Raw genomic sequence first — 19,061 nt, 5'->3', positions numbered from 1 at the left:
GGGAACTTGTCTTCTTGCGAAATTCTTGGGCAGTGCGGGGAATCGGCCCAACGACTGTCCAGATAAAACTTGAGGCTGGGAGCCTGCCGGTTGCCGACGCAAAGCGCAGGCAACTGACAGACCACCAACCTCATAGCGCAATCGCTTATTAGCGACGCAGACCCAGGCGGCCGATCAAGGCGCTGTAACGACTTACGTCCTTACCCTTCAGGTAATCCAGCAGCTTGCGACGCTGGTTTACCATGCGGATCAGACCACGACGGGAGTGGTGGTCTTTACCGTTGGCCTTGAAGTGACCTTGCAGTTTGTTGATGTTGGCGGTCAGCAGTGCAACTTGCACTTCTGGCGAACCAGTATCACCAACAGCTTGCTGGTAGTCGGTCACGATCTGAGCTTTTTCTTCAACGCTGAGTGCCATGTGGCTTTCCTCTTGTGAGGTACCGTTTCCGGGGAAACCGTACCAACAGGCCAGGGACAGATCCCTGTATCTATAAATGAGTAGTGACCGTGCCTGTTAACAGCCACACTCGCCCGCCTGCTGTTACACAGACGGGTTCCGGTCATTCCGACCGAATCAGTCGACGCGGCGCAATGCGCCCGTCTTCGCTCACTTCACCGATACCGATGAAGCGACCGTTGTGATCCTGTACCCGAACCATGCCGAATTTCGGCGCATCCGGGGCTCGCACCGGCTGGCCATTGAGCCAGTAGAATGCGCTGTGTTCCGAGAACTGCAACAGCGGCCAATCCAGCAACCCACTGTCCGATGGCATCAGGAAGCGGTCGACCGCTTCGTTGCCGCCTTCGGCATGTACCGCTTCGAGCTCTTCCAGCGTGACCGTCTGGGCCAGCGTGAAGGGTCCGGCCTGGGTCCGGCGCAACTCCGCCACGTACGCACCACAGCCGAGCTGCTCACCAATATCCTCCACCAGGGTCCGGATATAAGTGCCTTTGCTGCAATCCACGGCTAGCCGTGCAGTATTACCGTCAAAGGCCAGCAATTCCAAGCGCGCAATAGTAACAGAACGTGGTTCACGCTCCACTACTTCGCCTGCACGGGCCAATTTGTACAAGGGCTGCCCATCACGCTTCAGGGCCGAGTACATCGGCGGTATCTGACTGATTTGCCCACGAAATCCGGGCAGCACCGCTTCGATATCAGCCTGACCAACGGTCACCGGCCGCTCGCGTAAAACCTCGCCTTCGGCATCCGCCGTGGTGGTGGTCTTACCCAATTGCGCCAGGGTTTCATACCCCTTGTCGGAGTCGAGCAGGTACTGGGAGAACTTGGTCGCCTCGCCGAAACACAGCGGCAGCACGCCGGTGGCCAGCGGATCGAGGCTGCCGGTGTGCCCGGCCTTCTCGGCATTGAGCAGCCAGCGAACCTTCTGCAAGGCGGCGTTGGAGGTGAATCCCAACGGCTTGTCGAGCAGGATGATACCGCTGACGTTACGACGGATACGTTTGACCTGAGCCACCGGTTACTCCTTGGTGTCTTCGGGTTCAGCCGCGTGTTGACTGTCTTCAGCCACCGCGCGCTCGATCAAGGCCGACAGGTGCGCGCCCCGGGCGACGCTCTCGTCGTAGTGGAAATGCAGCTGTGGAACACTGCGCAGCTTCATTTCACGGGCCAACTGCATGCGCAGGAAACCGGCGGCCGCATTGAGCACCTTGATGCTCTGGGCGACATCATCGGCGCCGTCCTGCCCCATCACCGTGATGAAAATCTTTGCGTGACCGACGTCACGGCTGACTTCCACAGCGGTAATGGTGACCAGGCCGACACGCGGGTCCTTGACTTCGCGGCGGATCAGTTGGGCCAGCTCGCGCTGCATCTGATCGCCGATTCGTTGGGTACGGCTATATTCTTTTGCCATGTCTTGCTACCTGTTACTGCCCCACGGTGAAACCCGTGAGGTCTGAAAGCGGCAAACGCCCGGCCTGACAAAAGCCAGACCGGGCGTTGCGTTTAGAGTCCGCCAGCGAAGCAGCGCATGTTCATGCGGCTACCCGATGTGGCTCTTGAAGTGCGCGAGTCAGAGGCTGCGAGCAACCTGGACCTTCTCGAAGACTTCGATCTTGTCACCGACCTTGACGTCGTTGTAGCTCTTGACGCCAATACCGCATTCCATGCCGGCACGTACTTCGGAAGCGTCATCCTTGAAGCGACGCAGGGATTCCAGCTCGCCTTCGAAGATCACGATGTCTTCACGCAGTACACGGATCGGACGGTTACGGTGAACGACACCTTCGATCACCATGCAACCGGCGATGGCACCGAATTTCGGCGAACGGAACACGTCGCGAACTTCGGCCACGCCCAGGATGTTCTCCCGCACGTCGCTGCCCAACATACCGGTCAGGGCTTTCTTGACGTCTTCGATGATGTCGTAGATCACGTTGTAGTAACGCATATCCAGACCTTCCTGCTCGACGATCTTGCGAGCACCGGCATCGGCACGCACGTTGAAGCCGAACAGTACTGCATTGGAAGCCAGTGCCAGGTTGGCGTCGCTTTCGGTGATACCACCGACACCGCCGCCGACCACACGCACTTGCACTTCGTCGTTGCCCAGGCCGTTCAGAGCACCCTGCAAGGCTTCCAGCGAACCACGGACGTCGGATTTGAGGACGATGTTGAGCGTCTTCTTCTCTTCCTGGCCCATGTTCTCGAAGATGTTTTCCAGCTTGCCGGCATGAGCGCGAGCCAGTTTGACTTCGCGGAACTTGCCTTGACGGAACAGAGCCACTTCGCGGGCTTTCTTCTCGTCAGCCACAACGCTCATCTCGTCACCAGCGTCCGGCGTACCGTCCAGGCCGAGGATCTCGACCGGGATAGCCGGACCGGCTTCCTTGATCGGCTTGCCGTTCTCGTCGAGCATGGCGCGAACACGACCATAGTTCGAACCGACCAGCACCATGTCGCCCTGACGCAGCGTACCGTCCTGAACCAGGACCGTGGCCACCGGACCGCGGCCCTTGTCCAGGCGCGATTCAACCACGACACCACGGCCAGGGGCCGATGGGGTGGCGGTCAGTTCGAGCACTTCGGCTTGCAGCAATACCGCTTCGAGCAATTCGTCGACGCCGGTACCCATCTTCGCGGAAACCGGAACGAATGGAGTATCGCCACCCCAGTCTTCCGAAGTCACGCCGTGAACCGACAGCTCGCTGCGGATGCGATCGAGGTCGGCGCCCGGCTTGTCGATCTTGTTCACCGCAACCACCAGCGGCACGCCAGCTGCCTGGGCATGCTGAACAGCTTCGATGGTCTGTGGCATCACGCCGTCGTCCGCCGCGACCACCAGGATCACGATGTCGGTCGCCTTGGCACCACGGGCACGCATGGCGGTAAACGCGGCGTGACCCGGGGTATCGAGGAAGGTGACCATGCCACGATCGGTTTCAACGTGGTACGCACCGATGTGCTGGGTGATACCGCCGGCTTCGCCAGCAGCTACCTTGGCACGACGGATGTAGTCGAGCAGCGAGGTCTTACCGTGGTCGACGTGGCCCATGACGGTCACGACCGGCGCACGAGGAACCGCTTCACCTTCGAACTTCAGGGACTCGGCCAGGGAATCTTCCAGGGCGGTGTCGCTGATCAGGGTCACTTTGTGGCCCAGTTCTTCGGCAACCAGCTGGGCAGTTTCCTGATCCAGTACCTGGTTGATGGTGGCCGGCGTACCCAGCTTGAACATGAACTTGATGATCTCGGCAGCCTTGACCGACATCTGCTGGGCCAGATCGCCCACAGTGATGGTCTCGCCGATCTTCACTTCACGCACGACAGGGCCGGTCGGGCTCTGGAAACCGTGGGCGTTGCGTTTCTTCAGCTTGGCCTTGCCGCGACCGCCACGACGGAAGCCATCGCTTTCTTCGTCGGTGGTACGTGGAGCAACCCTTGGAGCCGGCGCCTTTTCCTTGACCGAAGCACGATGCGGAGCGTTCTTACGCTCGCCATCACCACCGCCACGACGGTTCTCGTCGGCACGTGGCTTGTCCGGACGACGCGGTTCGTCGCGTTTGCGAGCGTCAGCCGCAGGGGCAGGAGCTGCCTCCAGGACCGGTGCACTTTCACGCACGGGCTCAGCCACCTGGGCAGGCGCCGCTACGGCTTCCGCCGGAGCAGGTTGCGCAGCGGCCGGGGCAGGCTGACGACGCGCTTCTTCTTCGGCGCGGCGCTTGGCTTCTTCTTCAGCCTTCTGGCGCGCGGCATTTTCTACTGCGCGACGTTCATCCAGTTCGCGTTTGCGCTCGGCTTCGATTTCTTCCGGGCTGCGCTGGACGAAAACTTTCTTCTTGCGTACTTCTACGCTGATGCTTTTGCTACCGGCAACACGCAGGGTGCTGGTGGTTTTACGCTGCAGAGTGATCTTGCGCGGTTCTTCCACTTTCGCCTTGTGACTGCTCTTCAAGTGGGTCAGCAGGGACTGCTTCTCACTGTCGGTCACATGTTCCTCGGCGGCGGTGTGCGGCAGACCTGCCTCACGCATCTGCTGCAACAGGCGCTCTACCGGTGTTTTGACCTCATCGGCCAGTTGTTTCACCGTGACTTGCGTCATGCACTTCTCTCCTCAGGCCGCGCCTAATTACTCGAACCAGTGGGCTCGGGCGGCCATGATCAACTTGCCGGCACGATCATCGTCAATGCCGTCGATGTCGAGCAGGTCGTCAATAGACTGCTCGGCCAGGTCTTCGCGGGTAATTACGCCGCGCACCGCCAGTTCCATCGCCAAATCCTTGTCCATACCCTCAAGCGAGAGCAGGTCTTCGGCCGGATGGGCGTCTGCCAGCTTTTCCTCAGTAGCGATGGCTTTGGTCAACAAACGATCCTTGGCCCGAGCGCGAAGCTCGTTGACGATGTCTTCGTCAAAGCCGTCGATGTTGAGCATTTCCTCCACCGGCACGTAGGCAATCTCTTCCAGGCTGGTAAAGCCCTCATCCACCAGTACCTGCGCCAGCTCTTCATCGACTTCGAGTTCTTCGATGAAGTTGCGCAGGATGTCACCGGTTTCAGCTTGCTGTTTGGCCTGGATGTCCGATTCGGTCATCACGTTCAGGGTCCAGCCCGTCAGCTGGCTGGCCAGACGCACGTTCTGACCACCACGACCGATGGCCTGAGCCAGATTGTCTGCGCCAACGGCGATGTCCATGGCATGGGCATCTTCGTCAACGATAATTGCCGCCACTTCTGCCGGCGACATCGCGTTGATCACGAACTGAGCCGGGTTATCGTCCCAGAGAACGATGTCCACACGCTCACCGCCCAGCTCGCCGGATACGGCCTGGACACGCGAACCGCGCATGCCGATGCAGGCACCTTGCGGGTCGATGCGCTTGTCCTTGGAACGGACCGCAATCTTGGCACGCGATCCCGGATCACGGGAGGCAGCCATGACTTCGATCAGGCCTTCGGCGATTTCCGGCACTTCGATGCGGAACAACTCGATCAGCATTTCCGGCGCAGTACGCGACAGAATCAGCTGCGGGCCGCGGTTCTCGGTGCGGATTTCCTTGAGCAGCGCACGCAGTCGCACGCCCACTCGGAAAGTTTCGCGAGAAATGATGTCTTCACGAGCCAACAGCGCCTCGGCGTTGTTGCCCAGGTCGACGATCACGTTGTCGCGGGTAACCTTTTTCACGGTGCCGGAGATGATCTCGCCCAGCTTCTCGCGATAAGCGTCAACGACTTGCGCGCGCTCGGCTTCACGAACCTTCTGCACGATGACCTGCTTGGCCGTCTGTGCAGCGATGCGACCGAATTCGATGGACTCGATCTTTTCTTCTACTACGTCACCTACCTTGGCGCCAGGATGCGTTTCTGCAACCTTGCTCGGCCAGGTTTCGATAGCCGGATCATCCAGATCGGCTTCCTCGACCACCGTCCAGCGACGGAAAGTTTCATAGGAACCGGTGTGGCGATTGATCTCCACACGCAAATCAACTTCGTCTTCAAACCGCTTCTTGGTAGCAGTGGCCAGAGCCAGCTCCAGCGCTTCAAAAATAACGTTAGCCGGTACGCCCTTTTCATTGGATACCGACTCAACAACCAGCAGTACTTCTTTGCTCATCGTACGCCTCGCCTTTCGCAAGCCATTGGATCCGCGGGATCCGCAGTATCTGGCACGTATCAGTCAAAACTGGGAATAATGTTGGCCTTGTCGATCATATCGATCGGCAACAGGAACTCATGGTCATCTACCTGCACCACGACGTCCTGCTCTTCTACACCGCGCAGAAGGCCTTGAAAGTTGCGTCGACCCTCGAAGGGCGAACGCAGCTTGATCTTCACTTGTTCACCGGCAAACGAAGCAAACTGTTCAAGGCTGAACAGTGGGCGTTCCATGCCGGGCGAGGAAACCTCAAGGGTGTATTCGGTGCTGATTGGATCTTCAACATCCAGCACACCGCTGATCTGACGGCTGACGATGGCGCAATCATCCACCAACACACCGCCTTCCTTATCGATATAAACGCGCAACAGTGAGTGGCGACCTTGAGCCGAAAACTCAATACCCCAGCATTCATAGCCAAGGGCCACGACCACCGGGGCCAACAAGGCCTGCAACTGTTCTAGCTTGCTCGACACCTGAACCCCCTCGTGCATGTTTGTGCATGCTGTGCAAATAAAAAAAAATGGGCGAATCGCCCATCCCTGAAACGCCGTTGAACAGCGGCGTTATAAAGTGTCCAGCTAACAAAAAGCCCCTTGGAAGGGGCCCTAAAACTGGTTGCGGGAGCCGGATTTGAACCGACGACCTTCGGGTTATGAGCCCGACGAGCTACCAGGCTGCTCCATCCCGCGACAAAGCTGGGGCGGAAGTATACGACCGATCCTCTACAGGGTCAATGTAACCCTTCCACCTACAAGAAAGCCCGCTATTGCGGGCTTTCCTGATTCAATTGGTACCGAGAAGGGGACTCGAACCCCTACACCCTATGGGCACAACCACCTCAAGGTTGCGTGTCTACCAATTCCACCACCTCGGCAAATACAGCGTTTGAAACCTTCTTACTTCTGCTCTTGAGCTGGAGGTACGTCAGTCGCCGGGTTGGCCGACTTTTGCTCTTGAAGCACCGGGACATCATCAGAAGCCGGTTTTTGCTTTGGCGCTTCCAACACCGCCGGGCTTGGCAAACCTACTTGAGTCAGCTCATGAGCTTTCTCTTTAGCAAAGTAACCTAACCCTAAGCTGGTCATGAAGAAACCGGCGGCAAGTATAGCAGTAAACTTACTAAGAAAGGTAGAGGAACCTTGGCTTCCGAACACAGTATTTGAAGCACCTGCACCGAAAGACGCACCAGCATCCGCACCTTTACCCTGCTGCAGCAATACCAGAGCAACTACGCCCAATGCACCCAGCAGATGAAAAACGACTACGACTGTTTCCAGCATTTTTTCAGTTTCCCGCGGCGCGACAGATCGCACCGAACTCATCTGCATTCAGGGAAGCTCCACCAATGAGCCCCCCATCGATATCCGGCATGCCGAACAGTTCGACCGCATTGGCCGCCTTCACGCTGCCGCCGTATAGAAGCCGCACACCTCGTGCCACTTCAGAATTCTCTGCCGCCAACTGGGCGCGAATGGCGGCGTGCACATCCTGCGCTTGTTGCGGCGAAGCAGTCAGCCCGGTACCAATGGCCCAGACCGGCTCGTAAGCAATGACTGCCTTTGCAAAAGCACCGACACCCAGATCCTCGATGATGCTGCCCAGCTGACGCCCGACAACTTCAAGGGTCTTCCCGGCTTCACGCTGCTCGAGGGTTTCCCCTACACACAACACCGGAGTCAGACCGCAGGCCTGAGCCGCTGCAAACTTGCGAATCAGGGCCTTGTCCTGCTCACCCATGATCAGGCGACGCTCGGAGTGCCCGACAAGCACCAGGGAACAACCTGCATCCACCAGCTGACTTGGCGCAATTTCACCGGTCAGCGCACCTTGCATGGATTCCACCGCAGAATTCTGCGCGCCGATCGAAATCGACTTGCCCTTCAAGCCATCAATCACTTGATTGATATACAAGCAAGGCGGGAATACCGCGACATCAACACCGCTTGGCAAGGCCAGATGACGAAGGCCATTGATCAGCTCAGCGACGCTGGCGCGGGTACCGTGCATCTTCCAGTTACCAGCTACCATAGGGCGACGCATGCTGTACCTCGTCGGTCAAAGTGGGCGCAGATGTTACCCAACCGTTTCATGACTGGCAAGCCGAATTCAGGCAGAAACTTCAGTAACGAGCTTTGCCAGTTCTTCGGCATAACCGCGAACCTGCGCTTCGTCCTCGCCTTCGACCATGACGCGCACCAACGGCTCCGTGCCAGACTTGCGCAGCAGCACGCGTCCACGCCCCGCCATCGCCTGCGTCACACGCTCGCTGGCCTGCTGGACCGTGGCATGCTCGATGGGATTCGCCCCACCGCCGAAACGCACGTTGATCAATACCTGCGGACATTTGCGCAATGCCTGGCGTGACTGCGCAAGGCTCTCGTTACGTGCCTTGAGCGCCATCAGCACCTGCAAAGCGGCAATGATCGCATCACCGGTGGTGGTGTGATCGAAGCAAACGATGTGACCGGAGTTCTCGCCCCCGACGACCCAGTTGCGCTCCAGGAGCTCCGAGATGACATAGCGGTCACCCACGTTGGCCCGCACGAATGGAATATCCAGATCCGCAAACGCCAGCTCGAGCCCCAGGTTGCTCATCAGCGTGCCGACCACCCCGCCCTGCAGCTTGTCGCGCTCATGCAGATCGCGCGCGATGATGAACAGCAGTTCATCTCCGTCGACAACAGTACCGGTGTGATCCACCATCAGGACACGATCGCCGTCGCCATCGAAGGCGATCCCGAGATCGGCCTGCTCGGCCAGAACCGCTGCCTGCAATGCGTCGGTATGAGTGGAACCACAGTTGTGGTTGATGTTCAGCCCGTTAGGCTGGGCGGACAGCACCACCACCTCGGCACCCAACTCACGAAATACACTCGGCGCGACTTTATAGGTCGCACCGTGGGCGCAATCGACGACGACTTTCAGCCCCTCGAAGCTGGTGCCGGTCGGCACGCTGCCCTTGCAGAACTCGATATAACGACCCGATGCATCATTGATCCGCGACACTTTGCCGATCTTGCTCGACTCGACCACAGTCATCGGCGTATCCAGCAGCTCTTCGATCATCAGCTCGACTTCATCTGGCAATTTGGTGCCCTTGCCAGAGAAAAACTTGATGCCGTTGTCATCATGGGGGTTATGGGAAGCGCTGATCACGATACCCGCCTGGGCATGGAACGTACGCGTCAGATAGGCAATGGCAGGAGTCGGCATCGGCCCCAGCAACATCACGTCAGCCCCCGCCGAAGTCAGGCCGGCTTCGAGAGCCGACTCGAACATGTAACCGGAAATTCGCGTGTCCTTGCCGACCAACACCTTGCAGGCGCCCATCTTGCGGAACGCCATGCCGGCAGCCCAACCGAGCTTGAGCATGAAATCAGGGGTAATAGGGTATTCGCCGACCCGACCACGGATACCGTCGGTGCCAAAATATTTCTTGCTCATAAGTGCTCCGTCATTCTTATTCGGCTGAATCCACTGCTGCGATCATCCGCACAACATCCATCGTTTCGGTCACATCGTGCACGCGCAATATGCGCGCGCCTTTGGTAATGGCCAGCGCCGCGAGAGCGAGGCCGCCATACAAGCGCTCGCCCACCGGACGCCCCAAGGCATTGCCTATCATGCTTTTTCGCGAAACCCCGACCAACAGCGGTCGCCCCAGGGCATGCAAGGCTTCCATATGCTTGAACAGGCTCAGATTATGCTCCAGGGTCTTGGCAAAGCCGAAACCGGGATCCAGCACCACCCGCTCGGCAGGAATACCCGCCAGCGCACACTGATTCATGCGCTCGACCAGAAATTCGCCAACCTCCCGGGTCACATCGCCATAGTGCGGGTCGTTCTGCATGGTTCCCGGCTCACCGAGCATATGCATCAGGCACACCGGCAATCCGGTAGCCGCCGCGGCATCCAGGGCACCATCTCGCTGCAGGGAGCGGACATCGTTGATCAAGCCCGCTCCCAACCGAGCCGTCTCGCGCATGACCGCTGGCGTGGACGTATCGACCGAGATTATGACATCCAGTTCACGGTGTATGCGCTCCACAACCGGCGCCACCCGTTCCAGCTCCTCGACAGGCGAAACAGCCCGAGCGCCCGGCCGGGTCGACTCGCCACCGACATCGATCAGCGTCGCACCGGCAGCCACCATGGACTCGGCATGCCGCAGCGCAGCATCGAGCTGACCAAACCGGCCGCCGTCGGAAAAGGAGTCGGGAGTGACATTGAGAATGCCCATGACATGCACACGGGCCAAATCAAGAACCCGGTTGCCACAAGGCAACCGGGTCGAGGACTGAACAGAAGTCATTTCAAGCCTTAGACATCAGCAGCGGGACCGCCGATCGGTGTTTCCGGGCGCTCGCCCTGTACCGCCGGAGGCGTACCGGGAGTCCCCGTACCACCCGTCCAATCCCTTGGCTCGCGAGGCGGACGCCCCGCCATGATGTCATCGATCTGTTCGGCATCGATGGTTTCATACTTCATCAAGGCATCGGCCATGGCATCGAGCTTGTCACGGTTGTCCGTGAGGATCTGCTTCGCAGTGCCATAGCACTGGTCGATGATGCTGCGCACTTCGGAATCGATCAGCTTGGCAGTCTCACCGGAGAAACTTGCATGCTGGCCGGTACCGCCGCGACCGAGGAATACTTCGCCCTCTTCTTCGGCATACATCAGCGGACCGAGCTTCTCGGAAAGGCCCCACTTGGTCACCATGTTCCGTGCGATCTGGCTGGCACGCATGATGTCGTTCGATGCACCAGTGGTTACACCGTCGAAGCCCAATGTCATCTCTTCGGCGATACGGCCACCGTAGAGCGAGCAGATCTGGCTGATCAGCGCCCGCTTGGACAAGCTGTAGCGATCTTCTTCCGGCAGGAACATGGTCACACCCAGCGCACGGCCGCGCGGGATGATCGAGACCTTGTAGACAGGATCATGCTCAGGCACGACGCGACCGACGATGGCGTGACCCGCCTCGTGGTAAGCCGTGTTCTGCTTTTCTTTCTCCGACATGACCATGGATTTGCGCTCGGCGCCCATCATGATCTTGTCTTTAGCCAGTTCGAACTCTTTCATCTCCACGACGCGCTTACCGGCGCGAGCGGCGAACAGCGATGCTTCGTTGACCAGGTTGGCCAGGTCGGCGCCGGAGAAGCCCGGCGTGCCGCGAGCGATAACCGCCGCAACCACATCGTCGCCCATCGGCACTTTACGCATGTGGACCTTGAGAATCTGTTCACGACCGCGGATATCCGGCAGCCCCACCACGACCTGGCGGTCGAAGCGGCCCGGACGCAACAGCGCGGGGTCGAGCACGTCCGGACGGTTGGTGGCAGCAATGACGATGATGCCGTCATTCATTTCGAAGCCGTCCATCTCCACCAGCAACTGGTTGAGGGTCTGCTCACGTTCGTCGTGACCGCCGCCCATGCCGGCGCCACGATGGCGACCAACGGCGTCGATCTCGTCGATGAAGATGATGCATGGCGCGTGCTTCTTGGCCTGTTCGAACATGTCACGAACACGGCTGGCACCCACACCAACGAACATTTCAACGAAGTCGGAACCGGAAATGGTGAAGAACGGCACCTTGGCTTCGCCGGCTATAGCCTTGGCCAGCAAGGTTTTACCGGTACCCGGAGGGCCGACCATCAGCACGCCACGAGGGATACGACCGCCCAGGCGCTGGAACTTACCCGGATCGCGCAGGAATTCGACCAGTTCGCCCACTTCTTCCTTGGCTTCGTCACAACCTGCGACGTCGGCCAGGGTGGTTTTCACCTGATCTTCGGAAAGCAGCCTTGCCTTGCTCTTGCCGAAACTCATCGGGCCGCCTTTGCCGCCGGCACCGCCCTGCATCTGGCGCATGAAGAACATGAACACCGCGATGATCACCAGGATCGGGAAGCTGGCCACGAGCAGCTGGGTCCAGATGCTTTGTTGTTCAGGCTGCTTGCCTTCGACCACGACATGGTTGTCCACCAGGTCGCCGATCAGGCCATTGTCCTGGATGGCCGGACGAATGGTCTTGAAGTTGTCGCCATCGGTACGCTTGCCGGTGATGACATAGCCATCGACGGCAACGCGCTCGACCTTGCCATCCTTGACCTGCTGAATGAAGTCGGAATAGTTGAGGGTCTGTGGCTCGTTAGGGCTGGAGAAGTTGTTCATCACGGTCACAAGGACAGCGGCGATGATCAACCACAGGATCAGATTCTTTGCCATATCGTTCAATTAACTACCCTCTGAAGCTGGCTCCGCTATCGGCGCGAGCTTCGCATGATATTCACCGGCCTAACTTACTACATTACCTACGACTCTGGCAGGCGCCGTCTGTAACCCTTTGTGAAACCTGGCCGCGCCATTGTCATTACGCGGCGTTTGCAAGGCGAAACAAAAAAAACTATCGAGGTCTTTCAAAGACGCTCATCACTGCCCGATCCTTCCCCTCCGCGAAAGCCGCGCGCCAACAGATACTGCTCGCGGGAGCGGTCACGGGACGACAAAGGTTTGCGCATCTGCACCTTGTCGAACAGCTTGCGGATGCCCTTGTGGTATTCGTCGAAGCCTTCCCCCTGGAAGACCTTGATCAGGAAATCACCGCCTGGACGCAGAACCCGCCCAGCAAGATCCAGGGCCAGTTCGCTGAGAAACATTGCACGAGGCATGTCGACAGCCGCTAATCCACTCATATTGGGGGCCATATCGGAAATCACAAGGTCAACCTGTGTATTTCCGACGGCCTCCAGAATTTTTGCCAGGACGGCGTCTTCCGTGAAATCGCCCTGGATGAAGGTCACATCGGGGATGCTGTCCATTTCCAGGATGTCGGAAGCGATCAATCGCCCTTGACCACCGATCAGACGACCGGTCACCTGGGACCACCCGCCCGGCGCGGCACCGAGGTCGATCACGGTCATGCCCGGACGGATCAATCGATCCTTTTCCTGGATCTCCAGCAATTTATAGCTGGCACGAGAACGATAGCCGTCCTTCTGCGCCATCTTGACGTATGGATCGTTGAAATGCTCTTTGAGCCAGTTCAGGCTAGTCTTGGAACGGGCCACAGGCCACCTCTACATAAAACGGGTCGTGATTAAGTGGGCGGTCCCGGACTCGCTCGGGTAAACTGGCCGCCGCTTTTTTACAAGATCAGACGCAGGGGTCAGATTATGCCGCTCACTCAAGAGCAGAAGAAACAATACAAATCCATTGGCCACCACCTGAAACCGGTTCTGATTGTGGCGGACAACGGCTTGACTGAAGGTGTACTGGCCGAGCTGGAGCGCGCATTGAGCGATCACGAGCTGATCAAGATCAAGCTCAACATCCTCGACCGCGAAGCCCGTCTGGCTGCCATTGCAGAACTGTGCAAGACCGGCAAGGCGGACCTGGTACAGGTCATCGGTAAGATGGCATTGCTTTATCGCAAGAATTTCAGCGTCAACAAGCAACTGTCGAACGTACACCGCTTCAAGTAATGCCAAAGGGTCAAGGGTGCGCTTCGCGCACCCTGCCACTCCATCCAGGCACTGGCTGCAACACCAGCACCAACCCGGAAAGCCCCAGCACCACGTAGCTGAACACTCGCCATTGGCTCGCATCCGGCCAGCCGAGACTCACCGCCAGAAACATCCCACAGGCGTACAACGACATGAGCAGCAATTGCCCACGAATGTCGCGCCATAGGCTGGCACGGCCCTCGGCCTGAACCAGCACCAACGCCTGGAATATCACACAGACCGCTGAAAACGCCACCATCAGCGCCGTCAGCATGTCTACAATTTCATCGATCAGCAGCGGTGCCAGGCCGATTCGCCCCAGCACCGGCAGCAGGCCGATATGCAGCAGCCAAAGGCCACCGACCCAGAGCATCTGGGCAAGTTGCCAGAGCATGGCACCCGCACGCAGCGGGCGCCTTCGTTCAGATGTGGCGGACTTCGACAATCTCATACTCGATGACGCCACCGGGCGTTTTCACTGCCACCACATCGCCCTCTTCCTTGGCAATCAAGGCACGAGCAATCGGTGAACCGACGGAAATCTTGCCCAGCTTGATGTCAGCTTCATCCTCACCCACGATCTGGTAAGTGACGCTTTCATCCGTCTCGACGTTGGCGATTTCCACGGTGGTGCCGAAGATCACCTTGCCGGTGTGGGGGATGGTGGTGACGTCAATGATCACTGCGTTCTGCATGCGACCTTCAATGTCACGCACCCGCGCCTCGACCATGCCCTGCTCTTCGCGAGCGGCATGGTATTCGGCGTTTTCCTTGAGATCGCCCAGTTCACGCGCTTCACCAATGGCCTGGCTCAAGCGCGGGCGCTCGACCTTGGTCAGGAAAGCGTGCTCTTCTTCCAGGGCCTTCGCGCCCTGAACAGTCATCGGGTACTTGGTTATGCTCATGCCTTCAATCCTGCATGTAGATCCTGCAAACGACGGACGGTCTTCTCGGGACCGAACTTGAGCGCTTCGCAGATCGCTTCGCCCGCAGCAATGGTGGTGGTGCAATAGATCTTGTGCTGCAGCGCATTGCGACGAATGGAGTAGGAGTCGGCGATCGACTGACGCCCTTCAGTGGTGTTGATGATCAGCGTGACTTCGTCATTCTTGATCATATCGACCACATGCGGACGCCCTTCGGTCACCTTGTTCACGCGGCGCACTTTCAGGCCCGCCGCCTCGATCAGCCTGGCGGTACCGGCAGTGGCGACCACTTCGAAGCCCAAGTTGATCAGATCACGGGCCACGCCTGCAACCAGTGGCTTGTCGTCATCACGCACGCTGATGAACGCCGTGCCGCCTGTCGGCAGGACTTCGCTGGCGCCCATCTGGGCCTTGGCGAACGCTTCGCCAAAGGTATCGCCAACACCCATCACTTCACCGGTGGATTTCATCTCCGGGCCGAGGATCGGGTCGACACCAGGGAACTTGGCGAACGGGAACACCGCCTCTTTCACGCTGTAGAAGTTCGGAATGATCTCCTTGGTGAAGTTCAGCTCCGCCAGGGTCTTACCGGCCATGACGCGGGCAGCGATCATTGCCAGGGAAACACCGATGCACTTGGAGACGAACGGCACGGTCCGGGAAGCGCGCGGGTTCACTTCGATGACGTAGATGTCTTCGCCCTGAAGCGCCAGTTGCACGTTCATCAGGCCGACCACACCCAGTTCCAGGGCCATTTTCTTGACCTGCTCACGCATCTCGTCCTGGATGTGCGCCGGCAGCGAGTAAGGCGGCAGCGAGCACGCGGAGTCACCGGAGTGAACACCGGCCTGCTCGATGTGCTGCATGATCGCGCCGATCACCACGTCCTTGCCGTCGCAGACCGCATCCACATCCATCTCGATGGCGCAGTTGAGGAAGTGATCCAGCAGCACCGGGCTGTCGTTGGACACCTGGACCGCTTCACGCAGGTAGCGCTTGAGTTCTTCTTCCTGGTAAACGATTTCCATCGCACGACCGCCCAGTACATAGGACGGGCGCACCACCAGCGGATAACCGATCTTGGCGGCGGCACGAATCGCTTCGTCTTCGCTGCGCACAGTGGCGTTTGGCGGCTGACGCAGGTTCAGGCGCTCGACCATCTGCTGGAAGCGCTCACGGTCTTCGGCGCGGTCGATGGCATCCGGGCTGGTACCGATGATCGGTACGCCAGCGGCTTCCAGGGCGCGAGCCAGTTTCAATGGGGTCTGGCCGCCGTACTGGACGATCACGCCTTTCGGCTTCTCGACACGGACGATTTCCAGCACGTCTTCCAGGGTCACTGGCTCGAAGTACAGACGGTCGGAGGTGTCGTAGTCGGTGGACACGGTTTCCGGGTTGCAGTTGACCATGATGGTCTCGTACCCGTCGTCGCGCAGGGCCAGTGCTGCGTGTACACAGCAATAGTCGAACTCGATGCCCTGGCCGATGCGGTTAGGACCGCCGCCCAGGATCATGATCTTGTCGCGCGTCGATGGCGCGGCTTCGCACTCTTCCTCGTACGTGGAGTACAGGTAGGCGGTGTCGGTGGCGAACTCGGCCGCGCAGGTGTCGACGCGCTTGTAGACCGGGAACACTTCCAGCTTGTGACGATGAGCGCGCAGGCTCTTCTCGGTCACACCCAGCAATTTGGCCAGGCGCTGGTCCGAGAAGCCCTTGCGCTTGAGGCGGAACATCATGTCGCGGTCGATGCTGGACATGCCCAGGGTCTTGACCTTCTCCTCTTCCTTGATCAGATCTTCGATCTGAACCAGGAACCAAGGATCGATCATGTTCATGCCGAAGATCTGCTCCACGGTCATGCCGGCACGGAAGGCATCAGCCACGTACCAGATACGCTCGGCGCCCGGCACGGTCAGCTCGCGCTTGAGCTCGCTCATGCTTTCCGGGTTGCTCAGGTCCAGCTTCGGATCGAGGCCGCAGACACCCACTTCCAGGCCGCGAAGGGCTTTCTGCAGGGATTCCTGGAAGGTCCGGCCGATGGCCATGACTTCACCGACCGACTTCATCTGGGTGGTCAGGCGGGCGTCGGCCTTGGCGAATTTTTCGAAGGCAAAGCGTGGCAACTTGGTGACGACGTAGTCGATGGACGGTTCGAAGGACGCCGGAGTCTTGCCGCCGGTGATGTCGTTCGACAGCTCGTCCAGGGTATAACCCACGGCCAGCTTGGCGGCGACCTTGGCAATCGGGAAACCGGTGGCTTTCGAAGCCAGGGCCGACGAACGGGAAACCCGCGGGTTCATCTCGATGACCACCATGCGGCCAGTATCCGGGCAGATGCCGAACTGGACGTTGGAGCCGCCGGTTTCCACGCCGATCTCACGCAATACCGCCAGGGAGGCGTTACGCAGGATCTGGTATTCCTTGTCGGTCAGGGTCTGGGCCGGCGCGACGGTGATCGAGTCGCCAGTGTGCACGCCCATCGGGTCGAAGTTTTCGATGGAGCAGACGATGATGCAGTTGTCCTTTTTGTCACGGACAACTTCCATTTCGTATTCTTTCCAGCCGATCAGGGATTCGTCGATCAGCAGTTCCTTGGTCGGCGACAGATCCAGACCACGGGCGCAGATTTCTTCGAACTCTTCGCGGTTGTAGGCGATGCCACCACCGGTACCGCCCATGGTGAAGGACGGACGAATGATGCACGGGAAGCCCAGCTTTTCGAGGACCGCATTGGCCTCTTCCATGCTGTGGGCGATACCCGAGCGCGGGCATTCCAGGCCGATGGCTTTCATCGCCTTGTCAAAGCGCGAACGATCTTCGGCCTTGTCGATGGTGTCGGCGTTGGCGCCGATCATTTCCACACCGAATTTTTCCAGGACGCCTTCGCGCTCCAGGTCCAGGGCGCAGTTCAGCGCCGTCTGGCCGCCCATGGTCGGCAACAGCGCATCAGGACGTTCTTTCTCGATGATCTTGGCAACGGTCTGCCACTTGATCGGCTCGATGTAGGTGGCGTCGGCCATGGCCGGGTCGGTCATGATGGTGGCAGGGTTGGAGTTCACCAGGATGACGCGATAACCCTCTTCGCGCAGGGCCTTGCAGGCCTGGGCGCCGGAGTAGTCGAACTCGCAGGCCTGGCCGATCACGATCGGGCCGGCGCCGAGAATCAGGATGCTTTTTATGTCTGTACGTTTTGGCATGGGTTTGTCACTCAAATCCGCAGGTCTGTCGGCTAGGCCGTCGAACAATCTTTGAAGCGCCCGCGGGGGCCGCCGTACTCGGGGCCGCCCTCGGGCTTCACGCGGTCAGCGTCGCTTGGCCATCTCATTGATGAAGCGATCGAACAGCGGCGCCACATCGTTCGGGCCCGGGCTCGCTTCAGGGTGGCCCTGGAAGCTGAACGCGCTCTTGTCGGTGCGCTCGATGCCTTGCAGCGTACCGTCGAACAGCGACTTATGGATCGCACGCACGTTGGCCGGCAGGGTCGCTTCATCCACAGCAAAGCCGTGGTTCTGGCTGGTAATCATCACCACACCGGTGTCCAGGTCCTGGACCGGGTGGTTGGCACCGTGGTGACCATGACCCATTTTCAGGGTCTTGGCGCCCGACGCCAGGGCCAGCAGTTGGTGACCGAGGCAGATGCCGAACACCGGGATCTCGGTTTCCAGCACATCCTTGATCGCCTGGATCGCGTAGTCGCAAGGCTCAGGGTCACCCGGGCCGTTGGACAGGAACACGCCATCGGGATTGAGGGCCAGTACATCAGCCGCCGGGGTTTGCGCCGGCACCACGGTCACGCGGCAACCGCGTTCGACCAGCATGCGCAGGATGTTCAACTTGACGCCGTAGTCGTAGGCAACCACATGATACGGCAGCTCGGACGCTTCGATCGTCGGGTGGCTGTCGGTCTTCAGGTTCCAGACCGAGGAACGCCACTCGTACTGCTTCTTGGTGCTGACGACTTTCGCCAGGTCCATGCCCTTGAGACCCGGGAACCCCTGGGCGGCGGCGATGGCAGCTTCTTCGGAGATATTGTCGCCGGCCATGATGCAGCCGTTTTGCGCGCCCTTCTCCCGCAGGATACGGGTCAGGCGACGGGTGTCGATCCCAGCGATCGCCACGACGTTGTTGGCTTTCAGGTAATCGGACAGGGACATCGTATTACGCCAGTTGCTCGCAACCAGTGGCAGGTCACGGATGACCAGGCCGGCAGACCAGACGCGGTCGGACTCGGCATCCTCCGGCGTAGTGCCGGTATTGCCGATGTGCGGGTAAGTCAGGGTAACGATTTGCTGGGCGTAGGAAGGATCGGTAAGAATTTCCTGATAGCCGGTCATTGCGGTGTTAAACACCACCTCACCAACGGTCTGACCGTCGGCTCCAATGGCTTCGCCGCGAAAAATGCTGCCATCAGCAAGGGCGAGTATGGCTGGCTTAGTCAAGAAGACCTCCCGTAAATAAAGCCTGAAAGGGCGATCGCAGGTTGTAAAAAAGCGGAGTGACGTATGGAC

General features: G+C 59.2%; 17 protein-coding genes and 2 tRNA genes. 1 reads left to right on the top strand and 18 read right to left on the bottom strand.

The features are described 5' to 3' along the window. Nucleotides 1–148 precede the first annotated feature (148 nt). The 14 genes from rpsO to rlmE form a co-directional block, all read right to left on the bottom strand. Nucleotides 149–418 (bottom strand): 30S ribosomal protein S15, encoded by a 270-nt coding sequence (gene rpsO / locus PCOSP_RS03945; RefSeq protein WP_002555121.1) that lies wholly within the window; start codon nucleotides 416–418, stop codon nucleotides 149–151. Between the two features lie 142 nt (nucleotides 419–560). Next, the gene (gene truB, locus PCOSP_RS03940) at nucleotides 561–1,478 is read right to left on the bottom strand and encodes a tRNA pseudouridine(55) synthase TruB (RefSeq protein WP_024779941.1); all 918 of its coding nucleotides are present in this window, start codon (nucleotides 1,476–1,478) and stop codon (nucleotides 561–563) included. A 3-nt stretch (nucleotides 1,479–1,481) separates the two neighbouring features. Further along, nucleotides 1,482–1,877 (bottom strand): 30S ribosome-binding factor RbfA, encoded by a 396-nt coding sequence (gene rbfA / locus PCOSP_RS03935; protein WP_053193010.1) that lies wholly within the window; start codon nucleotides 1,875–1,877, stop codon nucleotides 1,482–1,484. A 159-nt stretch (nucleotides 1,878–2,036) separates the two neighbouring features. Further along, the gene (infB, locus tag PCOSP_RS03930) at nucleotides 2,037–4,565 is read right to left on the bottom strand and encodes a translation initiation factor IF-2 (protein WP_053193009.1); all 2,529 of its coding nucleotides are present in this window, start codon (nucleotides 4,563–4,565) and stop codon (nucleotides 2,037–2,039) included. Between the two features lie 27 nt (nucleotides 4,566–4,592). After that, entirely contained in the window at nucleotides 4,593–6,074 is a 1,482-nt protein-coding gene (gene nusA, locus PCOSP_RS03925) for a transcription termination factor NusA (RefSeq protein WP_024779944.1), read from the bottom strand. A 59-nt stretch (nucleotides 6,075–6,133) separates the two neighbouring features. Continuing rightward, on the bottom strand, nucleotides 6,134–6,592 hold the full coding sequence (gene rimP / locus PCOSP_RS03920) for a ribosome maturation factor RimP (RefSeq protein ID WP_024779945.1): 459 nt from the start codon (nucleotides 6,590–6,592) through the stop codon (nucleotides 6,134–6,136). A 139-nt stretch (nucleotides 6,593–6,731) separates the two neighbouring features. Next, nucleotides 6,732–6,808 (bottom strand) — tRNA-Met (locus tag PCOSP_RS03915). A 99-nt stretch (nucleotides 6,809–6,907) separates the two neighbouring features. Next, nucleotides 6,908–6,993 (bottom strand) — tRNA-Leu (locus PCOSP_RS03910). Between the two features lie 22 nt (nucleotides 6,994–7,015). Further along, nucleotides 7,016–7,399 (bottom strand): preprotein translocase subunit SecG, encoded by a 384-nt coding sequence (gene secG, locus PCOSP_RS03905; protein ID WP_024779946.1) that lies wholly within the window; start codon nucleotides 7,397–7,399, stop codon nucleotides 7,016–7,018. A gap of 4 nt (nucleotides 7,400–7,403) precedes the next feature. Further along, on the bottom strand, nucleotides 7,404–8,159 hold the full coding sequence (tpiA, locus tag PCOSP_RS03900; protein ID WP_139648202.1) for a triose-phosphate isomerase: 756 nt from the start codon (nucleotides 8,157–8,159) through the stop codon (nucleotides 7,404–7,406). Between the two features lie 66 nt (nucleotides 8,160–8,225). Next, nucleotides 8,226–9,563, bottom strand: coding sequence for a phosphoglucosamine mutase (gene glmM, locus PCOSP_RS03895; protein ID WP_139648200.1), 1,338 nt, complete (start codon nucleotides 9,561–9,563; stop codon nucleotides 8,226–8,228). 16 nt (nucleotides 9,564–9,579) lie between these two features. Further along, nucleotides 9,580–10,431 carry a dihydropteroate synthase gene (gene folP / locus PCOSP_RS03890; RefSeq protein WP_175385920.1) on the bottom strand — a complete coding sequence of 284 codons (852 nt, stop codon included), beginning with the start codon at nucleotides 10,429–10,431 and terminating at the stop codon, nucleotides 9,580–9,582. 8 nt (nucleotides 10,432–10,439) lie between these two features. Further along, entirely contained in the window at nucleotides 10,440–12,350 is a 1,911-nt protein-coding gene (ftsH, locus tag PCOSP_RS03885) for an ATP-dependent zinc metalloprotease FtsH (protein WP_464710386.1), read from the bottom strand. A gap of 191 nt (nucleotides 12,351–12,541) precedes the next feature. Continuing rightward, nucleotides 12,542–13,192 (bottom strand): 23S rRNA (uridine(2552)-2'-O)-methyltransferase RlmE, encoded by a 651-nt coding sequence (gene rlmE / locus PCOSP_RS03880; protein WP_464710385.1) that lies wholly within the window; start codon nucleotides 13,190–13,192, stop codon nucleotides 12,542–12,544. Between the two features lie 105 nt (nucleotides 13,193–13,297). On the opposite strand from rlmE, the gene PCOSP_RS03875 reads away from it, so the two are divergent. Next, a complete protein-coding gene (locus tag PCOSP_RS03875) occupies nucleotides 13,298–13,606 on the top strand; it encodes a YhbY family RNA-binding protein (protein WP_024779952.1) in 309 nt (102 codons plus the stop codon). 10 nt (nucleotides 13,607–13,616) lie between these two features. Here the strand turns inward: PCOSP_RS03875 and PCOSP_RS03870 are convergent, their stop codons facing one another. From PCOSP_RS03870 to carA, 4 genes are all read right to left on the bottom strand, one after another. After that, a complete protein-coding gene (locus PCOSP_RS03870; protein WP_041024998.1) occupies nucleotides 13,617–14,021 on the bottom strand; it encodes a hypothetical protein in 405 nt (134 codons plus the stop codon). A gap of 28 nt (nucleotides 14,022–14,049) precedes the next feature. Continuing rightward, complete coding sequence (gene greA, locus PCOSP_RS03865) at nucleotides 14,050–14,526, bottom strand: transcription elongation factor GreA (RefSeq protein WP_030139783.1); 477 nt, start codon at nucleotides 14,524–14,526, stop codon at nucleotides 14,050–14,052. Between the two features lie 2 nt (nucleotides 14,527–14,528). Next, entirely contained in the window at nucleotides 14,529–17,750 is a 3,222-nt protein-coding gene (gene carB, locus PCOSP_RS03860) for a carbamoyl-phosphate synthase large subunit (protein WP_041024999.1), read from the bottom strand. Nucleotides 17,751–17,855: 105 nt separating this feature from the next. Next, entirely contained in the window at nucleotides 17,856–18,992 is a 1,137-nt protein-coding gene (gene carA / locus PCOSP_RS03855; RefSeq protein WP_053152119.1) for a glutamine-hydrolyzing carbamoyl-phosphate synthase small subunit, read from the bottom strand. Nucleotides 18,993–19,061: the final 69 nt, after the last annotated feature.

The sequence above is a fragment of the Pseudomonas sp. MAFF 730105 genome (assembly GCF_055380705.1).
The sequence above is the reverse complement of the archived record's forward strand: the minus strand, read 5'-3'. Positions and strand labels throughout refer to the sequence as shown.

Coding starts and splice junctions, on each gene's coding strand:
- rpsO (WP_002555121.1), bottom strand. CDS start 418: ATGGCACTCAGCGTTGAAGAAAAAGCTCAGATCGTGACCGACTACCAG.
- rbfA (WP_053193010.1), bottom strand. CDS start 1,877: ATGGCAAAAGAATATAGCCGTACCCAACGAATCGGCGATCAGATGCAG.
- infB (WP_053193009.1), bottom strand. CDS start 4,565: ATGACGCAAGTCACGGTGAAACAACTGGCCGATGAGGTCAAAACACCG.
- nusA (WP_024779944.1), bottom strand. CDS start 6,074: ATGAGCAAAGAAGTACTGCTGGTTGTTGAGTCGGTATCCAATGAAAAG.
- secG (WP_024779946.1), bottom strand. CDS start 7,399: ATGCTGGAAACAGTCGTAGTCGTTTTTCATCTGCTGGGTGCATTGGGC.
- tpiA (WP_139648202.1), bottom strand. CDS start 8,159: ATGCGTCGCCCTATGGTAGCTGGTAACTGGAAGATGCACGGTACCCGC.
- glmM (WP_139648200.1), bottom strand. CDS start 9,563: ATGAGCAAGAAATATTTTGGCACCGACGGTATCCGTGGTCGGGTCGGC.
- folP (WP_175385920.1), bottom strand. CDS start 10,431: ATGACTTCTGTTCAGTCCTCGACCCGGTTGCCTTGTGGCAACCGGGTT.
- ftsH (WP_464710386.1), bottom strand. CDS start 12,350: ATGGCAAAGAATCTGATCCTGTGGTTGATCATCGCCGCTGTCCTTGTG.
- PCOSP_RS03875 (WP_024779952.1), top strand. CDS start 13,298: ATGCCGCTCACTCAAGAGCAGAAGAAACAATACAAATCCATTGGCCAC.
- PCOSP_RS03870 (WP_041024998.1), bottom strand. CDS start 14,021: ATGCTCTGGCAACTTGCCCAGATGCTCTGGGTCGGTGGCCTTTGGCTG.
- carB (WP_041024999.1), bottom strand. CDS start 17,750: ATGCCAAAACGTACAGACATAAAAAGCATCCTGATTCTCGGCGCCGGC.